Here is an 18,915-nt window from a genome sequence, read left to right as displayed (position 1 = left end):
GTTGCATATGCTTGCGTTTTTTCTATGACTAACTAGGGTACATTAAATGTATGAGGAAATTATTAACCGTACACAAATAATTAAAAAAGTGCTCTTTTTGTTGCCTTAAAGGGCATTTTCAAGACTTTCCACTTTTCTATGGGCGAAATCATTGCAATTTTTTTCAGGCGTTTTGTATAATATACTCAAAGAAAGTCAAAGATAGTCAAAGTCAGTGAAGCAAGCGAGGTGTATTCCTAAAATGCGTAATATATCAGACATCATAGAGGGTTACTTAAAGCAAGTACTTGAATTAGGTGGAGAAGGGCATATTGAAATTAAACGTAGTGAAATCGCTGATAAATTTCAATGTGTACCATCACAAATAAATTATGTCATTAATACAAGATTTACTGCCGAGCGGGGTTACCTTGTTGAGAGCAAACGTGGTGGTGGTGGATACATTCGAATTTTACGTGTCCGCGCGAATTCACAGATTGATTTAATCGACGATGTTCTCCGGCAAATTGAAGGTGGAGCATCTCAAACGATGGCGGAAGATTTGGTTTATCGACTCATTGATGAGCAGGTAATTTCCAAGCGAGAAGCGAAATTAATGTTAGCAGCAATTGATCGCTCCACGATCGACTTGCATCTCCCATTAAGAGATGTCATTCGATCAAAAATATTGCGAGCAATGCTGACAACAATTAAATATGAACAACAAAAATAGTGAGGTGATGGAAATGATATGCGAACATTGTAAACAACGTAATGCGACAGTTACAGTAACACAAGTTCAAAGTGGGCAAAAAGTAGAGCATCATTATTGTGACGTCTGCGCCTCACAATTCCATCCATTTCATGCAGAGTTTAAACAAGAGCCAGTATCTATTCAACAGTTATTGTCTAACTGGTTTGGCTCTCCTACATGGCAAAAGGTGGGGGAAAAACAACAGGTACAACCACAACAGCAAACATGCCCACAATGTGGATTTTCGTATAAGCAATTTTTAAAAGAAGGAAAATTCGGGTGCCCAAGCTGTTATGACACATTTGGTGATCATTTGCCAAAGCTATTTAATCGCATTCAGGCAGGTCCACAACACATTGGTAAAATGCCTGGTGCTCGCAGTAATGTGTATGTTATTAAAAAGCAAATAGAAGATATCCGCAAGCGTATGAAATCCGCCGTAGATGAAGAACAGTTTGAAGAAGCGGCGAAGCTACGGGATGAAGTCAAAGAGCTAGAGAAGCATCTACAATTTGAAGGTGGTGATGTGTCATGATGATTGAATCATTTTTAGAGCGTGCGACACCAACTTGGATGCATATCAAAGATGATTACTCAGATATCGTCATTAGTACACGGATACGCCTCGCACGAAATTTAGATGGGTACCGTTTTCCTTTAGCGTTTTCAGAGAATGAGGCCCTGCAGGTAGAACAGGCTGTTACACATGCTGTAAGTGATAGCCCAATGCTTCAAAATGATTATGCTTATTTTGCTATAAAGGATTTATCGCCTTTACAGCGTCAAATTCTTGTAGAAAAGCATTTGATTAGCCCACAACTGGCTAAAAAAGAGCAAGTGGGCTCTATACTACTTTCTGAAGATGAATCCGTGAGCATTATGGTGAATGAAGAGGATCATTTACGCATTCAATGTATGACAGCAAGTTTTCAACTTCAAAGTGCCTATGAACAAGCAAATAAGATTGATCGTATCCTAGAGAAAGTATTACCGTATGCTTTTCGAGATACTTTTGGTTATTTAACAAGTTGTCCAACGAATATTGGTACGGGTCTACGAGCGTCCGTCATGATGCATTTACCCGCTCTTACATTAACAGGGCAAATGAATCAGATTATAAACGCCATGACACGCTTAGGAATGACTGTAAGAGGTATATATGGTGAAGGAAGCGAAAATTTAGGGAATGTTTATCAAGTGTCTAACCAAATTACACTTGGAAAGACAGAGGAAGATATTTTAGCAGACATACAAAGTGTCGCTGAAAAGATTATTCAAAAAGAACGACATGCAAGAGGTAAATTAATGGAAAAGGCAGAGCTTGCGCTAGAAGATCGAGTATATCGGGCTTTAGGCACCCTTACACATGCGAGAATTTTAACAAGTGAGGAAGCCGCGACTTGCCTATCTAATGTTCGTTTAGGAGTAGATTTACAATTGATTGATGGTATACAAGCAACGACCTTAAATGAATGTGTTGTTAGTATGCAACCAGGTTTTTTACAGCACTATGCAGGTGAGGCATTACCACCTGCTGAGCGGGATCGTGTTCGAGCGGAGATGCTTCGTGAGACATTATCTCAAGAACATGCGAATAAGCCTATAAATGGGGAAAAAGGAGAGGATTTATATGATGTTTAATCGTTTTACACAACGCGCGCAAAAAGTATTACAGCTTGCTCAGGAAGAGGCTATTCGTTGGAAGCACGAATCTATCGGTACAGAGCATATTCTATTAGGGCTTATACGTGAAGGCGGCGGTATTGCTGCGAAAGCGTTAGAAGCCATTGATATTAGTCCTCAAATGATTGAAGCTGGCATTGAAGAATTAGTTGGTAAGGGCAAAGAAGATGTCGGTCCAATCGTTCATTATACGCCAAGAGCTAAGAAAGTAATTGAATTATCTGTTGATGAGTCACGTAAATTAGGTCACTCCTATATTGGCACAGAGCATTTATTACTGGCGCTTATACGTGAGGGTGAGGGCGTGGCAGCTCGCGTTTTAAACAATGCGGGAGTTGGTTTAAATAAGGCTCGCCAGCAAGTATTATTGCTATTAGGTAATAATGATAATGCCCAATCTGGCCAACAAGCAGCTCAAGCTGCCAATACACCAACATTAGATAGTCTAGCACGTGATTTAACACAAATTGCACGTGAAGGTACATTAGACCCTGTTATTGGCCGAAGCAAGGAAATTACACGAGTTATTGAAGTTTTATCGCGTCGTACGAAAAATAACCCTGTATTGATTGGTGAGCCAGGTGTTGGTAAAACAGCGATTGCTGAAGGATTGGCACAGCAAATTATTAATAACGAAGTGCCAGAAATCCTTCGTGACAAACGTGTAATGACACTAGATATGGGGACAGTTGTTGCAGGTACAAAATATCGTGGAGAATTTGAAGATCGTTTGAAAAAAGTGATGGATGAAATTCGCCAAGCAGGCAACATCATTTTATTTATTGACGAATTGCATACATTAATCGGTGCGGGTGGTGCTGAAGGTGCGATTGATGCATCAAATATCTTAAAACCATCTTTAGCACGTGGTGAGCTGCAATGTATTGGTGCCACAACACTTGATGAGTACCGTAAGTACATTGAAAAGGATGCAGCTTTAGAGCGCCGTTTCCAACCAATCCAAGTGGATGAGCCGACAGTGGAAGAGGCTATTCTAATTATTCAAGGCTTACGTGATCGTTATGAAGCGCATCACCGTGTAAAAATTACAGATGAAGCGATTGAAGCAGCCGCAAAAATGAGTGATAGATATATTTCTGACCGCTTCTTACCAGATAAAGCGATTGACTTAATCGATGAAGCAGGTTCTAAAGTACGCTTACGCTCATTCGCAGTGCCACCAAACTTAAAGGCGCTCGAGGATAAGCTTGAAAATGTTCGTTCTGAAAAAAATGCAGCCGTATCAGGTCAAGAATTTGAAAAGGCAGCAGCGCTAAGAGATACGGAGCAAAAGCTGAAGGATGAAATTGAAGCCACTCGAAAAAATTGGAAAGAAGAGCAAGGTAAAGCCGAATCTAAGGTGACTGTGGATGATGTAGCAGCAGTTGTATCAATGTGGACAGGAATCCCAGTTGCTAAAATTGCTTCCGAAGAATCTTCGAAGTTACTGCAGCTTGAAGAAGAATTACACAAACGTGTAGTAGGGCAAGGTGAAGCGGTAGAAGCGATTTCTCGTGCAATACGTCGTGCAAGAGCAGGCTTAAAAGATCCAAAACGACCAATTGGTTCATTTATCTTCTTAGGACCTACAGGTGTTGGTAAAACAGAGCTTGCAAGAGCACTGGCTGAAGTAATGTTTGGCGATGAGGATGCGATGATTCGTGTTGATATGTCCGAGTATATGGAGAAACATTCGACTTCTCGTTTAGTAGGTTCACCTCCAGGCTATGTAGGCTTCGATGATGGTGGCCAACTGACAGAGAAAGTTCGCCGTAAGCCATATTCAGTCGTTTTATTAGATGAAATTGAAAAGGCACATCCTGATGTATTCAATATTCTATTGCAAGTGCTTGAAGATGGTCGTTTAACAGACTCTAAGGGACGTGTAGTAGACTTCCGCAATACAGTGGTCATTATGACTTCAAACGTTGGTGCGGATGCATTAAAATACCAAAAGAGCCTTGGTTTCAATGTAGGTGGTGCAGAGTCTAAGCATAAAGACATGAAGGGTACGATGTTAGAAGAATTGAAAAAAGCATTCCGTCCGGAATTCTTAAACCGTATCGATGAAATGATTGTCTTCCACGCATTAGAAAAAGAGCACTTAAAAGAAATCATTGCGATGATGGGCAATGCTTTAACAAAACGCTTGAAAGAGCAAGACATTTCGTTAGAGCTGACTGATGCGGCACTTGAAAAAATTGCTGAAGAAGGCTATGACCCTCAATATGGTGCTCGTCCACTACGTCGTGCATTACAAAAACAAGTAGAGGATCGATTATCGGAAGAATTACTAAAAGGTAATGTAGAAAAGGGTAATCAGGTTGTCATTGATTATGTAAACGATGAGTTTGTTGTAAAGAAAAAAGAGGGAGTATCCATCTCTAAATAATTTCAAGGAAAGACAGTAAGGCTTTAAGTGCCAAGCTGTCTTTTTTTCTGTACAATTAAGGATAAGAACAAATATTCGAGGTGAAAGCATTTTGGCAAAGAAAAAAACGAAATTTGTATGTTCAGGCTGTGGCTATGAATCTGCTAAATGGATGGGAAGATGTCCAGGGTGTGGTGAATGGAATAAAATGGTCGAAGAAGTGGAGATGGTTGCTAAAGGTCCACGTGGAGCATTTCAACATTCTGCTACAGTTACCCAAAAGGCAATCCCGATTATCCAGGTGGAAGCAACTGAGGAATCGCGTGTAGCAACAGAAATGGGCGAGCTCAATCGTGTATTAGGCGGCGGCATTGTACCTGGTTCTCTAGTATTAATTGGGGGCGATCCCGGAATAGGGAAATCAACATTACTATTACAGGTTTCCGCATTACTCTCAAATAAAGGGCATCGCGTACTTTATATTTCTGGAGAGGAATCCATTCGTCAAACGAAATTACGAGCAGAGCGTTTAGGAGTGATTTCTCAAGAGCTTTACATATATTCCGAAACAAACCTAGAGTTTTTAAATCAAACCATTGATGAAGTCCAACCTAAATTTGTCATTGTGGATTCTATACAAACGGTCTTTCATCCAGAAGTAACAAGCGCCCCAGGTAGTGTATCACAGGTTCGTGAATGTACAGCTGAGCTTATGCGAATCGCTAAAACTAAAGGTATTGCTATTTTTCTAGTAGGGCATGTAACAAAAGAGGGGCAAATAGCTGGGCCACGTATTTTAGAACACATGGTTGATACTGTACTGTATTTTGAAGGGGAAAGACATCATAATCATCGTATTTTACGAAGCCAAAAAAATCGCTTTGGTTCTACAAATGAAATTGCCATATTTGAAATGCTTCAGGGTGGGTTAAAGGAAGTTCTAAACCCTTCTGAGTTATTTTTACAGGAGCGTTCACAAGGTGCGGCGGGGTCAACTATTGTTGCATCAATGGAAGGGACAAGGCCTATCCTTGTTGAAATTCAATCCTTAGTTACACCTACAAGCTTTAACTATCCTAAACGTATGGCCACAGGTGTCGATCAAAACCGAGTACAATTGCTAATGGCTGTACTAGAAAAGCGTATGGGTCTCATGCTACAAGCTCAGGATGCATATATTAAAGTTGCTGGTGGTGTCAAGCTGGATGAGCCAGCTATAGATTTAGCAGTGTTGACAAGCATTGTATCTAGTTTTAAGGATCAGGCAGTGCGTGCAACGGATTGCTTTATTGGTGAGGTAGGACTGACAGGTGAGGTCCGTCGGGTGTCACGTATAGAACAGCGAGTCATTGAAGCGGCGAAGCTTGGATTCAAAAGAGCTTTCATTCCAGCTTCGAATATCGGTGGTTGGGAATTTCCACAGGGAATTGAAATTGTTGGTGTAGAAACGATAAAGGATGCTTTAAATGCATGCTTTAGAGAGCTATAGAGGAGATTGTGCATGTTGGATATTATGCTGACATGCATTTTCCTTCATTTTTAATGCTAATATCGGAAACTCAAATAAAGGAATCATCGTCCTAAATAATAGCTGATGTAGGAATAAAGGATTGTCATCTATTAGATGCAAAAATAGAAATTTGTAAAATTATGTCTAACTAACTTATCCTTGTTTCACAACATCAAAAATAATGAGAATTTGATTGAGCTCATGAAAGATTTTCTGCCGTAAACTATGTATAATCTTAACTAACAATTAGGAGGTGACAGCTTGTGAAAAAATTTGTTCAAATTGCGTTTTTACTGATTGGAGGAGCATTGGGCCTTGTTTTCTTACCGCCATTATACGAATTGCTTCATTTATCATCTAATCCTTGGCTAGATAATCCTTATGTATCAGTAGCTCTAGGCGCACTTTTACTGTTTACACTATCTTTTGCATTTTCCGATTACTTTGTAAGGCTCATTAGCTGGATGGAAGAAGTTCTGTTTAAGGTTCCTATCGGAGATTTATTATTTGGTACGTTTGGTTTAATAATTGGGTTGATTGTCGCTTACTTTTTAGGCTTTGCCATTGATAGTGTAAAATTCCCTGTTATTACGGAAGTACTCCCTATTATCCTGTCATTTGTATTAGGGTATTTAGGTTTCCGTCTAGGTTTTAGAAAAAGAGATGAGCTCATACAGCTTTTTACATTACGAAGTGGCAATACGAAGAAAAAAGCTAGTGAAGGTGCTGAAGTTCAAGAGGTTCGAGGAAGCTACAAACTGCTAGATACAAGTGTGATTATCGATGGTCGTATTGCTGATATTTCTGAAACAGGCTTCATTGAGGGTATCTTAGTTGTACCTCAATTTGTGCTCACAGAGCTTCAGCATATAGCTGATTCTTCCGACACCTTAAAGCGCACAAGAGGTCGGCGTGGTTTAGATATATTAAAAAAACTACAAGATGAACGTAAGACAAAAGTTGAAATTACAGACGAGGATTTTGAAGATGTACAAGAGGTAGATTTAAAGCTTGTACGTCTTGCAAAAAAAATGGGTAACGACACACAAATTGTTACGAATGATTTTAACCTGAATAAAGTCTGTGAACTCCATCATGTAAAAGTATTAAATATTAATGATTTAGCGAATGCAGTGAAGCCTGTGGTCATACCAGGTGAGGACATGCAGGTTGTGGTTATAAAAGATGGTAAAGAGCATAACCAAGGAGTTGCCTATTTAGATGATGGTACGATGATTGTGGTTGAAGGTGGTCGTAGTTATATTGGACAGGCAATTACAGTTACAGTTACTAGTGTGCTGCAAACGTCAGCAGGTCGTATGATCTTTGCTAAGCCGAAGGACGATTAGGATGTGGGAAAATGCAATATGAAGTGGTTCTACCTGCTGCTGGAAGTGGGAAGCGTATGGGTGCAGGGCAAAATAAATTATTTTTAAAGCTTTTGGAGAAGCCTATTCTGGTACACACGCTAGAAGTGTTTCAACAAGATCCCTCTTGCACAGGTATTTGGCTGGCCGTTAAACCAGAAGAACGTGCATATATTCAAAAAATGCTAGAGGATTATCAGATTACCAAAGTGAAGGGCTTACCTGATGGAGGTGCTGAGCGACAGCATTCGGTTCATTCGTGCATGAAAGAGATGCAACAGGTAGATATTGTGCTTGTTCATGACGCAGCACGCCCGTTTATTACGCATGATATTATTGCAAAGCTTGTACAGAACGCCCATAATCACGGTGCAGCAATTGCAGGGGTTCGTGCGAAAGATACGATGAAAAAAGTATCAATGAATGGCATTATAGAGGAAACGGTTGATCGAGAAAGCCTTTGGATGGTGCAAACTCCACAAGCATTCCGTTTTGAATTAATTATGGAAGCAGAGGACGTAGCTGAAAAAGTAGGTTTTCTTGGGACAGATGAGGCGATGCTAATGGAGCGTCTCGGACATCAGGTACACATCGTAGAAAGTAGTTATGAAAATGTAAAAATGACAACACAAGAAGACTTAGTATTTGGTGAGGCAATCTTGCGTAAGCGTGGATCATTCAATCATTAAGAAATATAGGCTATTCATTCGTAGTTTGTTGAGGATGGATAGTCTTTTTTATTTGTTTTGGTTGGGTAAAAGTCCATGGTGCAGGAATACCTCTTGGTTGCGAATTATGTCCATTATATATGTATGATAATGACATCCTTATAGCCGAATGAGAAACGAAGGCTAGGAAAAGGATAAAAAGTTAGAATAAGCTCACATAAAGTGGTTTTATCCGTGTATGATCGTTTTACGTGTAAAATGAAATAGTGGATATATGATTAATAAGGTAATAGAATAGATGAAAAGATGTGAGGGGTGTTTATTGTGTCATTAAATGATTGGTTAAATCAAAAGGTTCCAGAAATTACAGGTTCATTAACTAGTATAAATAAACAGTACATCGACGTTGACAACTCAATAGGCTTTGATGGACGGGATCGGGTTATAAAAATAATAGATAATTTCCATGAGGTGCTGTTTCCTGGCATTTATATGACAAGACCGATTGATGAAACAAGGGTGAACGTAGTTTGCAGTAATAAGCTGCGTGAAACGGCATTAGATTTGCGGGATATTATCGAAAAAGTATTATTTTATAATATGGAGGACAGTGACCCTGCCAATTGCGAGAAGTATTGCCGTGAACAAGCAGACAAAATTGTTATGAATTTGATTAATCGATTTCCTGCCATTCGCCAAGTGCTACAAACAGATATTCAAGCGGCATATAATGGTGACCCAGCAGCTCTCTCCACAGAAGAAATTTTACTAAGCTATCCATCTATTGTGGCTGTTTATATTCACCGCATTGCACATGAGTTATACGAAATGGGCGTACAAATTGTGCCTCGAATTATGTCAGAATATGCGCACCGATTAACGGGTATCGATATTCATCCAGGGGCTACAATAGGAGAATCATTCTTTATTGACCACGGAACAGGTGTCGTTATCGGTGAAACTTGTACAATCGGAAAGAATGTAAAAATTTATCAAGGTGTAACATTAGGTGCACTAAGCTTCCCGTTAGATGAAAATGGTAATCCAATTAAGGGCATTAAACGTCATCCGAATATTGCTGACAATGTTGTCATTTATGCTGGTGCCACTATTTTAGGGGGCGAGACGACGATTGGGCACGATTCCGTTTTAGGAAGTAATATTTGGCTAACACACTCTGTTCCTCCTTATTCACGTGTCTATAATTCACAGCCATCTCCGAATATTAGCAACAGTCAAATGAAAAATATAGAGTATCATATTTAATGAATGTAGGGCAGTCTAGAGAGTGTAGCTTTCTAAACTGCCCATTACTGCTATAGGAGGATAATTATTAAGGCGCTTTTCAAACAACCTATGGCAAATTTTGATATGATAATGATAAATATTAATTAAAGGAAGATGAATATGTTTCGAATTGGACAAGGTTTTGACGTACATGCATTTGAAGAAGGTCGTCCATTAATTATTGGAGGCATTACCATTCCGCATGAAAAAGGACTAGTAGGACATTCAGATGCGGATGTTCTTTTACACACTGTCACAGATGCAGCTCTAGGAGCAATTGGAGAAGGGGATATTGGCCGTCATTTTCCAGATACAGACCCTGCATTTAAGGACGCGGATTCTGCAAAATTATTAGAGTACATTTGGAAAATTGTTGAGGATAAGGGCTATTCTCTAGGTAATGTGGATTGTACCATTATGGCACAGCGCCCTAAAATGGCACCCTATATTGGACAGATGCAACAGCGTATCGCTGAATTATTACACGCAGAGCCTTCACAGGTAAATGTTAAAGCAACGACAACGGAACGATTAGGTTTTACAGGTCGTGAGGAAGGTATTGCGGCAATGGCAACAATTCTTTTGATTAAGAAATAAATGTGGATGAACCCCGCTTTTATTTCCTGTAACAGAGTGGTAAAATGAACAAAGTCAATTTTTGATCGAAAATTTAGGAGGCTTTTAATTATGACGAAAGAAGTTCGCGTTCGTTACGCGCCATCTCCAACAGGTTATTTACATATCGGTGGAGCGCGTACAGCATTATTCAATTATTTATATGCAAAACATCATAACGGTAAATTCATTGTACGTATTGAAGATACGGATATTGAACGTAATGTAGAGGGCGGAGAAGCATCTCAGCTAGATAACCTAAAATGGTTAGGTATTGAATATGATGAGTCCATTGATATTGGTGGACCTTATGCGCCTTATCGTCAAATGGAACGTCTTGATATTTATAAAGAGCATGCTGAAAAACTATTAGAGCAAGGTGTAGCCTACAAGTGTTTCTGTTCTTCTGAAAAGCTTGAAGCTTCTCGAGAAGAACAAAAAGCAAGAGGTGTAGCTGCGCCTACTTATGATGGTACATGTCGCCACTTATCAGCAGATGAAGTCGCTGCTAAAGAAGCTGCAGGTGAGCCATACACAATCCGTATGCGTGTACCTGAAAATGTAACATACGAATTTGAAGATTTAGTTCGTGGACAAGTTACATTTGAGTCTAAAGATATTGGTGATTGGGTACTTGTAAAAGCAAATGGTATTCCAACATATAACTATGCAGTTGTTTTAGACGATCACTTTATGGAAATCTCTCACGTATTCCGTGGTGAGGAGCATTTATCAAATACACCAAAGCAAATGATGATTTTTGATGCATTTGGTTGGGAATATCCTCGCTTTGGTCATATGACATTAATTATTAACGAAAACCGTAAAAAACTATCTAAGCGTGATGAATCGATTATTCAATTTGTTACGCAATATAAAGATTTAGGTTATCTTCCTGAAGCAATGTTTAACTTCTTTGCCCTACTTGGTTGGTCTCCAGAGGGAGAGGAAGAGATTTTCTCAAAAGAAGAATTTATCAAAATTTTTGATGAAAAACGTCTTTCAAAATCACCATCTATGTTTGATAAGCAAAAACTAACATGGATGAATAATCAATATATTAAAAAACTGTCTTTAGAAGAAGTTGTAGCATTATCTTTACCTCACCTACAAAAAGCAGGCTTGTTACCTGAAGAGCTTACTGCGGAGCAACGTGCTTGGGCGACGGATTTAATCGCACTTTATCATGACCAAATGAGTTTTGGCGCAGAAATTGTCGAATTATCTAGCCTATTCTTTAACGACCATATTGAATATGATGAAGAAGCAAAAGAGGTTTTAGCAGGAGAGCAAGTACCTGAAGTAATGGCAGCATTTAAAGCACAATTGGAAGAGCTAGAAGAATTTACACCAGATGCGGTAAAAGCTGCGATTAAAGCTGTACAAAAGACAACTGGTCATAAAGGCAAAAATCTGTTTATGCCAATCCGTGTTGTGACAACAGGTGAAACACATGGACCAGAGTTGCCGAACGCCATTTGTTTAATTGGTAAAGAGAAAGCAATTGACCGTGTAGAAAAATTTGCACAATAAAGATAAATTTATTGACAATTCATTCTTTCGTTGTAAAATGTATTTACATTGAAAAAGCGTTGATAAGGAGAAGTAAGTGGCGCATGCTCTTAAGAGAGGACCATCACCGGCTGAAAGTGGTCTGAGCCTAGGCAAAACTGAAATGCACCTTTGAGCATAAAGCTGAACGATAGTAGGCTTTATCGAGTCATCCCCGTTAATGGATGTCCAAAGTGGAAGGCTTTTTGTCTTCAATCAGAGTGGAACCACGCAAATCGAGCGTCTCTGTCATTCCTTTTAGGAGTGATAGGGGCGCTTTTTTATTCAATAGAAAAGGAGAGTGAAATACAATGGGTATTCAAATTTTTAACTCATTAACACGACAAAAGGAAACCTTTGTACCGCTAGAAGAAGGCAAGGTAAAAATGTATGTCTGCGGTCCTACAGTTTATAACTATATCCATATTGGGAATTCACGTCCTGTAATTGTTTATGATACAGTACGTCGTTATTTTCAGTATAAAGGCTATGATGTAAAGTTTGTTTCCAATTTTACGGATGTAGACGATAAAATTATAAAAGCGGCAAATGAGCTAGGCGAAGAAGTGCATGAATTAACAGAGCGCTTTATTGCAGCTTATTTTGAGGATGTTATGGCACTAGGATGCAAAAAAGCAGATGTTCATCCACGTGTGACAGAGCATATGGACGATATCATTCAATTTATTCAAGTGTTAATGGAAAAGGGCTACGCTTATGAGTCTGCTGGAGATGTGTATTACCGTACTCGTAAATTTGATGGCTACGGTAAATTATCACACCAATCCGTTGACGATTTAAAAATCGGTGCTCGTATTGAAGCAGGCGAGAAAAAAGATGATGCGCTAGATTTCGCTTTATGGAAAGCAGCTAAGCCAGGTGAGATTTTCTGGGAAAGCCCATGGGGAGATGGCCGTCCAGGGTGGCATATTGAGTGTTCTGTAATGGCTCGTGAACATTTAGGAGATACTATTGATATTCATGCTGGTGGGCAGGATTTAACTTTCCCTCACCACGAAAATGAAATTGCTCAATCAGAGGCACACAATGATAAAACATTTGCGCGTTATTGGATGCATAACGGGTATATTAATATTGATAATGAAAAGATGTCCAAATCACTTGGGAATTTCATTCTTGTGAATGATATCCGTAAACAAATTGACCCGCAGATACTACGTTTCTTCATGTTATCTGTCCACTATCGTCATCCAATTAACTTTGCGAAGGACCTAGTAGAAGCTGCTGCATCAGGTTTAGAGCGTATACGTACAGCTTACAACAATGTGAAGCATCGCCTTACTACTACAGTAAGCTTAGGTGATCATTCTGAAGAATGGCTGAACAAAATTGCGGAACAAAAAGCGCATTTTGAAGAGGCGATGGATGATGATTTTAATACAGCCAACGCTATTTCTGTGTTATTTGAAATAGCTCGCATTGCTAATATTTACTTAAATGAAACCAATACTTGCAAGAAGGTATTAGAAACCTTTATTGAAACCTTTGAAGTACTAGGTGACGTCTTAGGTATTGAATTTGCAAAAGAAGAAGAACTATTAGACGAAGAAATTGAAGCATTACTACAAGAGCGCGTCGAGGCACGTAAAAATCGTGATTTTGCTCGTTCTGATGAGATCCGTGACCATTTGCAAGCCCAAGGTATCATTTTAGAAGATACACGACAAGGAACTAGATGGAAACGAGGGTAATTAAGTTGGATAAACTTCGCAATGAAGATGTTAAACAATTAAATGCGCTGGCGTTAGCCTATATGGGTGATGCCGTATTGGAACAAAAGGTCCGAGAATATTTGCTACGCTCTGGTCGTGTTAAACCAAACACACTGCATCGAGAGGCAACTCGCTACGTTTCAGCAAAAGCACAATCTATGATCGTTCATCGCATGATGGATGAAAATTATTTAACAGAGGAGGAATTGGCAGTGTTCCGCCGTGGACGCAATGCCAAATCCGGCTCTGTACCAAAAAATACGGATGTCCAAACCTATCGTAATAGCTCAGGCTTTGAGGCGGTGCTTGGTAGTTTATATTTATTGAATGAACTAGAACGCGTCTACGAAATCATTGCATATGCTATTCAAATAATCGAGGAATCAAAAGGAGTGTCTAAATAATGGCAGAACAGAATGGTGAAATTATTGCCGGTAAAAACCCAGTGTTAGAAGCACTTCGTTCAGGCCGCGATATGAATAAAGTATGGATTGCAGAAGGTGTAAAGAAATCTGGTGTCAATGAATTGCTAGATTTAGCCCGTGAACGTGGTGTCATAGTTCAATTTGTTCCAAAAAAGAAAGTTGATCAATTATCAAGCGCCAATCATCAAGGAATTGTTGCTTCTGTTGCCGCTTATAAGTATGCTGAACTTGAGGATTTATTTGCAGCTGCAGCTCATAAACAGGAAGATCCTTTTTTCTTAATCTTAGATGAGTTAGAGGATCCTCATAATTTAGGGTCTATTATGAGAACGGCTGATGCTATAGGAGCACATGGTATTATTATCCCTAAGCGCCGATCAGTGAGTTTAACAGCAGTGGTGGCAAAGGCATCTACAGGAGCGATTGAACACGTTCCAGTTGTACGTGTAAACAATCTTGCTCAAACAATAGATGAATTAAAAGAACGCGGTATATGGATTGCAGGTACAGATGCAAAGGGATCTGCAGATTATCGAAAAATGGATGCAACATTACCATTAGCCATCATTATTGGCAGTGAGGGTAAAGGGATGGGGCGTTTATTAAAAGAAAAATGCGATTTTTTATATCACTTACCGATGGTTGGTCATGTCACATCACTGAACGCATCAGTAGCAGCAGCTTTATTAATGTACGAAGTGTATCGTAAACGTCAAGAAGCGATTGAATAACAATGAAAAACATTTTGCTTGTTGATGGCTATAATATGATTGGATCTTGGAAAGAGCTGCGGCCATTGCGTGATACGAATTTTGAGGATGCGCGAAGAAGGTTGATAGAACTCATGGCTGAATATAAAGCAGCAATGGGTTGGCGCGTAATTATTGTTTTTGACGCACATCTTGTACCAGGAGTAGAGCAATCTTATATAGAAAATGATGTAGAAGTCATTTATACACGAAAAAATGAAACAGCAGATGAACGCATTGAAAAAATGACACACGAATTAAAGGCTAGAAATGTACAAATTCATGTAGCAACTTCTGATATGGCAGAGCAAAGTGTTATATTTGGGAATGGCGCCCTAAGGAAATCGGCTAGAGAGCTAGAAATTGATACTGGTATTATCCAACATAAAATTACCCACGATGTGAAGCGGAAGCAAGAAAGTAAGCCGCCTTCTCGTATAGAATTAAAGCCAGATGTTGCGCTCGCCTTTGAAAAATGGCGACGTGGGTTGAAATGATTGATTGACGCATATTTTCCAATTCCGTTATACTGTTTCTAATTATCTGTTGTGGCTGAGGTGATACCATGTTTAAAAATAGCATTGTACAAGTGACACAAGATTTTGAACGATTCAATGATGAAGAGCTTATTGAAATGGTGCATCAAGGTAATACAGATGCGTTGGATTATTTAATTACGAAATACCGTTTGTTAGTAAGAGCGAAGGCAAGATCCTATTTCTTAATCGGAGCAGATAAGGAAGACATTGTACAGGAGGGCATGATAGGCTTATATAAAGCGATTCGTGATTTTAAAGGAGATAAGCTTGCATCATTCAGGGCTTTTGCAGAGTTATGTATAACAAGACAGATTATTACGGCTATTAAAACAGCAACTAGGCAAAAGCATATACCTCTAAATTCCTATATCTCTTTGGACAAGCCTATATTCGACGAAGAGTCAGACCGAACGCTTATGGATGTACTAACGGGTGCTATTATGGATGATCCAGAAGAATTGATGATTCATAGAGAAGAGTTTGGATATTTAGAAGAAAAGATGAGTGAGATTTTAAGTGAGTTAGAGCTTCAAGTTTTAGCCTTATATCTAGACGGTCAATCTTATCATGAAATTTCCGCTAAATTAAATCGTCATGTGAAATCTATCGATAATGCATTGCAGCGGGTAAAGCGCAAATTAGAACGTCATTTAGTCCTTGAGGAAATGTCTTAGTCCATATAGGCCTTTATTGACATTGACAAATATAGGTGTTAGTCTTAAAAAGACAAAGTGCCGAAAAAGGTGATTATATGGCAAAAAAAGTCGTGCTAAATTGTGAGAAATGTGGTTCGAGAAATTACACGTTCCCAGCTAAAGAAGGTTCAACTGTACGTCTCGAATTAAAGAAATTTTGCTCGCATTGCAATGAACATACAATGCATAAACAAACGCTATAAAATGATATGTAAATAGACAGATTTGATTGATTCGGAGGTTAAGCTAGAATGGGCAAGATCAAAAGCTTTTTCAGCGATGTAATGTCAGAAATGCGCAAAACAAGCTGGCCGAAAAGTAAAGAACTGACGAAATATACAGTCGTTGTAATTTCAACTGTTGTCATTATGGCTTTATTTTTTGTGTTAGTTGACTTAGGTATTTCATCATTATTCCGCTGGTACTTAGATTTATAATTTAGTAAATAGCATATTTTTGAAATAGCCCGTCCATTGCAATAACGGGTTTTTTCGTTTGTTTTATCTTCATTCAGCAGAAAACTCCATCTAGTTGGATTGATGAGATGGGTGAAGTGAAGCGCAAAGCAGTAAAATCTCCTCATTATGATAAATACTACTAGGAGAGTATGATAGTAGCGATAGATGACTATGCTAGTTTCGGTATATATCATCGAGCTTTCGCAAGCAATTAGCGAAAGCTATATTTTTCTAATGAGATGTTTGTGAAAAGAGTAAAAATGCATTGAGCGTATCGCGATTCATTTTCACTTTTATTTGTAAGGGAGGGACGGACGAGGAGTCCTAGTAGTTATGGAGAAAAATTGGTATGTTGTTCATACGTATTCAGGGTATGAAAACCGTGTAAAAGCAAACCTAGAGAAACGTGTAGAAACAATGGGAATGCAAGATAAAATCTTCCGTGTGATTGTTCCTGAGCATGAAGAAACAGAAATGAAAGATGGAAAAAAACGTACAATGATGCGTAAAGTTTTCCCTGGTTATGTGTTAGTAGAGTTAATCATGACAGATGACTCTTGGTATGTAGTTCGAAATACGCCTGGTGTTACAGGCTTTATCGGTTCATCAGGTGGAGGAGCAAAACCAACACCGTTATTACCAGAAGAAGCAGATCGTTTACTGCAACAAATGGGTATGACTGATAAAGTTGTAGAAGTGGACATTACTGTTGGTGAAGCAGTAGAAGTATTAGAAGGGCCGTTTGCTCATTTCCAAGGGCGTGTTGAAGAAATTGACACGGAAAAAGGTAAAATTAAAGTGACGGTTGATATGTTTGGTCGCGAAACAATTATGGAGCTAGATTTCGAACAAGTTCAAAAATTATAGTTCTACCAATAGAATATTACATGCTAATTGGTAGATGTTTCGCAGATTTTGTTAATTACTACTTGCTTAAAAAAATTAAAAGTGGTATCATTTCATAGGTCAGACTGTCATACTTTTGTTTGACGTCTGTAATGATAATTTTAATGTTATCGGCACTTAGCTGACAGACAGATATTGAGTGGGAGGGGCAACCCAATTACCACATCACGGACTTAAGGAGGTGTGTCTCGTGGCTAAAAAAGTTATTAAAGTTGTAAAACTTCAAATCCCTGCTGGTAAAGCTAACCCAGCTCCACCGGTTGGTCCTGCATTAGGTCAAGCGGGTGTGAACATCATGGGATTCTGTAAAGAATTCAATGCGCGTACTGCTGATCAAGCTGGTCTTATTATTCCGGTTGAAATTTCAGTATTCGAGGATCGTTCTTTCACTTTCATTACAAAAACTCCACCTGCAGCAGTTCTACTTAAAGTAGCAGCTGGTATCCAATCTGGATCTGGTGAACCAAACCGTAAAAAAGTGGCAACGGTTAAACGTGATAAAGTTCGCGAAATCGCTGAAACTAAAATGCCAGACCTTAACGCTGCTTCAGTAGAAGCTGCTATGTTAATGGTTGAAGGTACTGCACGAAGCATGGGTATTGTTATCGAAGACTAATCCCATTTACTTGATGTTTTGTTTTTTGGAAGGTTGCGAAGTTTCTTTGTGAACACGCAACCTTTATTCGTGGGAGGTAAAATCCGCTATAACCACAATCAAGGAGGAAATATATAATGGCTAAAAAAGGTAAAAAACTGCAAGATGCAGCGAAATTAATTGATCGTAACGCACTATACACTGCACAAGAAGCAATCGAACTTGCTCAAAAAACTAGCACAGTAAACTTCGACGCTACTGTAGAAGTTGCTTTCCGCTTAGGTATTGATACTCGTAAAAACGACCAACAAATCCGTGGTGCAGTAGTGCTACCAAACGGTACTGGTAAAACTCAACGCGTATTAGTATTTGCAAAAGGTGAAAAACTTAAAGAAGCTGAAGCAGCTGGTGCTGACTATGTAGGCGATGCAGAATACATCCAAAAAATCCAACAAGGTTGGTTTGACTTCGATGTAATCGTAGCAACTCCTGACATGATGGGCGAAGTTGGTAAACTTGGTCGTGTATTAGGACCTAAAGGTTTAATGCCAAACCCTAAAACTGGTACAGTTACTTTTGATGTAACAAAAGCAATTGAAGAAATCAAAGCTGGTAAAGTAGAATACCGTGCTGATAAAGCTGGTATTATCCACGCTCCTATCGGTAAAGTTTCTTTCTCAGCAGAAAAATTAGTAGAAAACTTCTTAGCTGTTTTTGATGTAGTTCAAAAAGCAAAACCTGCTGCAGCTAAAGGTACTTACATGAAATCTGTAAATGTTACAACTACAATGGGTCCAGCGGTTAAAATTGACGCTTCTAACGTAGTAGTAAAATAATTTATATATATGTATTGACGATAGCAGCTATACGTGATACTATAGTTGCTGTTGTGAATTATCCATTTGTACCGTAGACAGTAGGAGTGACTTGTCACTTAATGTTCCTACCGAGGACATCGGAATTCAGATTCTTATTTAAAGATGATGACTTTCAGCCTCTGTGTCTATTTGACTCGGAGGCTTTTCTTTTG

Annotated in this window: 20 protein-coding genes and 2 other annotated features (1 of these 22 cut by a window edge); all 20 genes read left to right on the top strand. The window is 39.0% G+C overall.

Features of this window, described 5'->3' with window-relative positions; genetic code table 11:
* Window positions 1–241: 241 nt before the first annotated feature.
* The 20 genes from MKZ14_RS22180 to rplA all read left to right on the top strand — a co-directional run bounded on the left by MKZ14_RS22180 (window position 242) and on the right by rplA (window position 18,721).
* Window positions 242–712, top strand: a complete 471-nt coding sequence (locus tag MKZ14_RS22180) for a CtsR family transcriptional regulator (protein WP_004233573.1) — start codon at window positions 242–244, stop codon at window positions 710–712.
* A 13-nt stretch (window positions 713–725) separates the two neighbouring features.
* Window positions 726–1,268: a UvrB/UvrC motif-containing protein gene (locus MKZ14_RS22175; RefSeq protein ID WP_016992146.1), complete on the top strand. Its 543-nt coding sequence runs from the start codon at window positions 726–728 to the stop codon at window positions 1,266–1,268.
* Complete coding sequence (locus MKZ14_RS22170; RefSeq protein ID WP_036077777.1) at window positions 1,265–2,374, top strand: protein arginine kinase; 1,110 nt, start codon at window positions 1,265–1,267, stop codon at window positions 2,372–2,374. Before MKZ14_RS22175 ends, MKZ14_RS22170 begins: the two co-directional genes overlap by 4 nt.
* On the top strand, window positions 2,364–4,808 hold the full coding sequence (locus tag MKZ14_RS22165; protein WP_016992144.1) for an ATP-dependent Clp protease ATP-binding subunit: 2,445 nt from the start codon (window positions 2,364–2,366) through the stop codon (window positions 4,806–4,808). Before MKZ14_RS22170 ends, MKZ14_RS22165 begins: the two co-directional genes overlap by 11 nt.
* Window positions 4,809–4,899: 91 nt before the next feature.
* Window positions 4,900–6,276: a DNA repair protein RadA gene (gene radA, locus MKZ14_RS22160; RefSeq protein ID WP_016992143.1), complete on the top strand. Its 1,377-nt coding sequence runs from the start codon at window positions 4,900–4,902 to the stop codon at window positions 6,274–6,276.
* Window positions 6,277–6,560: 284 nt separating this feature from the next.
* The gene (locus MKZ14_RS22155; protein WP_312124192.1) at window positions 6,561–7,646 is read left to right on the top strand and encodes a PIN/TRAM domain-containing protein; all 1,086 of its coding nucleotides are present in this window, start codon (window positions 6,561–6,563) and stop codon (window positions 7,644–7,646) included.
* Window positions 7,647–7,657: 11 nt separating this feature from the next.
* A complete protein-coding gene (ispD, locus tag MKZ14_RS22150) occupies window positions 7,658–8,353 on the top strand; it encodes a 2-C-methyl-D-erythritol 4-phosphate cytidylyltransferase (protein ID WP_036077773.1) in 696 nt (231 codons plus the stop codon).
* Between the two features lie 303 nt (window positions 8,354–8,656).
* Complete coding sequence (epsC, locus tag MKZ14_RS22145; RefSeq protein ID WP_004233580.1) at window positions 8,657–9,598, top strand: serine O-acetyltransferase EpsC; 942 nt, start codon at window positions 8,657–8,659, stop codon at window positions 9,596–9,598.
* A 141-nt stretch (window positions 9,599–9,739) separates the two neighbouring features.
* Complete coding sequence (gene ispF, locus MKZ14_RS22140; RefSeq protein ID WP_004233581.1) at window positions 9,740–10,216, top strand: 2-C-methyl-D-erythritol 2,4-cyclodiphosphate synthase; 477 nt, start codon at window positions 9,740–9,742, stop codon at window positions 10,214–10,216.
* A 90-nt stretch (window positions 10,217–10,306) separates the two neighbouring features.
* Complete coding sequence (gltX, locus tag MKZ14_RS22135; protein WP_016992141.1) at window positions 10,307–11,767, top strand: glutamate--tRNA ligase; 1,461 nt, start codon at window positions 10,307–10,309, stop codon at window positions 11,765–11,767.
* Between the two features lie 50 nt (window positions 11,768–11,817).
* Window positions 11,818–12,036, top strand: a binding site (T-box leader).
* A gap of 60 nt (window positions 12,037–12,096) precedes the next feature.
* A complete protein-coding gene (cysS, locus tag MKZ14_RS22130; RefSeq protein WP_016992140.1) occupies window positions 12,097–13,497 on the top strand; it encodes a cysteine--tRNA ligase in 1,401 nt (466 codons plus the stop codon).
* Window positions 13,498–13,502: 5 nt separating this feature from the next.
* Window positions 13,503–13,922 (top strand): Mini-ribonuclease 3, encoded by a 420-nt coding sequence (locus MKZ14_RS22125; RefSeq protein WP_016992139.1) that lies wholly within the window; start codon window positions 13,503–13,505, stop codon window positions 13,920–13,922.
* Window positions 13,922–14,674, top strand: a complete 753-nt coding sequence (rlmB, locus tag MKZ14_RS22120) for a 23S rRNA (guanosine(2251)-2'-O)-methyltransferase RlmB (protein ID WP_016992138.1) — start codon at window positions 13,922–13,924, stop codon at window positions 14,672–14,674. The genes MKZ14_RS22125 and rlmB overlap by 1 nt, the downstream gene beginning before the upstream one ends.
* A 2-nt stretch (window positions 14,675–14,676) precedes the next feature.
* Window positions 14,677–15,189: an NYN domain-containing protein gene (locus MKZ14_RS22115; protein WP_016992137.1), complete on the top strand. Its 513-nt coding sequence runs from the start codon at window positions 14,677–14,679 to the stop codon at window positions 15,187–15,189.
* 68 nt (window positions 15,190–15,257) lie between these two features.
* Entirely contained in the window at window positions 15,258–15,905 is a 648-nt protein-coding gene (gene sigH, locus MKZ14_RS22110) for an RNA polymerase sporulation sigma factor SigH (RefSeq protein WP_004233587.1), read from the top strand.
* Window positions 15,906–15,982: 77 nt separating this feature from the next.
* Window positions 15,983–16,129 (top strand): 50S ribosomal protein L33, encoded by a 147-nt coding sequence (gene rpmG, locus MKZ14_RS22105; protein WP_004233588.1) that lies wholly within the window; start codon window positions 15,983–15,985, stop codon window positions 16,127–16,129.
* Between the two features lie 48 nt (window positions 16,130–16,177).
* Entirely contained in the window at window positions 16,178–16,363 is a 186-nt protein-coding gene (gene secE, locus MKZ14_RS22100) for a preprotein translocase subunit SecE (protein WP_004233589.1), read from the top strand.
* A 354-nt stretch (window positions 16,364–16,717) separates the two neighbouring features.
* Entirely contained in the window at window positions 16,718–17,251 is a 534-nt protein-coding gene (nusG, locus tag MKZ14_RS22095; protein ID WP_004233590.1) for a transcription termination/antitermination protein NusG, read from the top strand.
* Window positions 17,252–17,480: 229 nt separating this feature from the next.
* The gene (rplK, locus tag MKZ14_RS22090; RefSeq protein ID WP_004233593.1) at window positions 17,481–17,906 is read left to right on the top strand and encodes a 50S ribosomal protein L11; all 426 of its coding nucleotides are present in this window, start codon (window positions 17,481–17,483) and stop codon (window positions 17,904–17,906) included.
* A gap of 116 nt (window positions 17,907–18,022) precedes the next feature.
* Complete coding sequence (rplA, locus tag MKZ14_RS22085) at window positions 18,023–18,721, top strand: 50S ribosomal protein L1 (RefSeq protein WP_004233594.1); 699 nt, start codon at window positions 18,023–18,025, stop codon at window positions 18,719–18,721.
* Window positions 18,722–18,774: 53 nt separating this feature from the next.
* Window positions 18,775–18,915: a sequence feature (ribosomal protein L10 leader region), on the top strand (it continues 5 nt past the right edge of the window).

The organism is Lysinibacillus sp. FSL P2-0066 (genome assembly GCF_037969495.1).
GTDB lineage: Bacteria > Bacillota > Bacilli > Bacillales_A > Planococcaceae > Lysinibacillus > Lysinibacillus boronitolerans.
The sequence above is the reverse complement of the archived record's forward strand: the minus strand, read 5'-3'. Positions and strand labels throughout refer to the sequence as shown.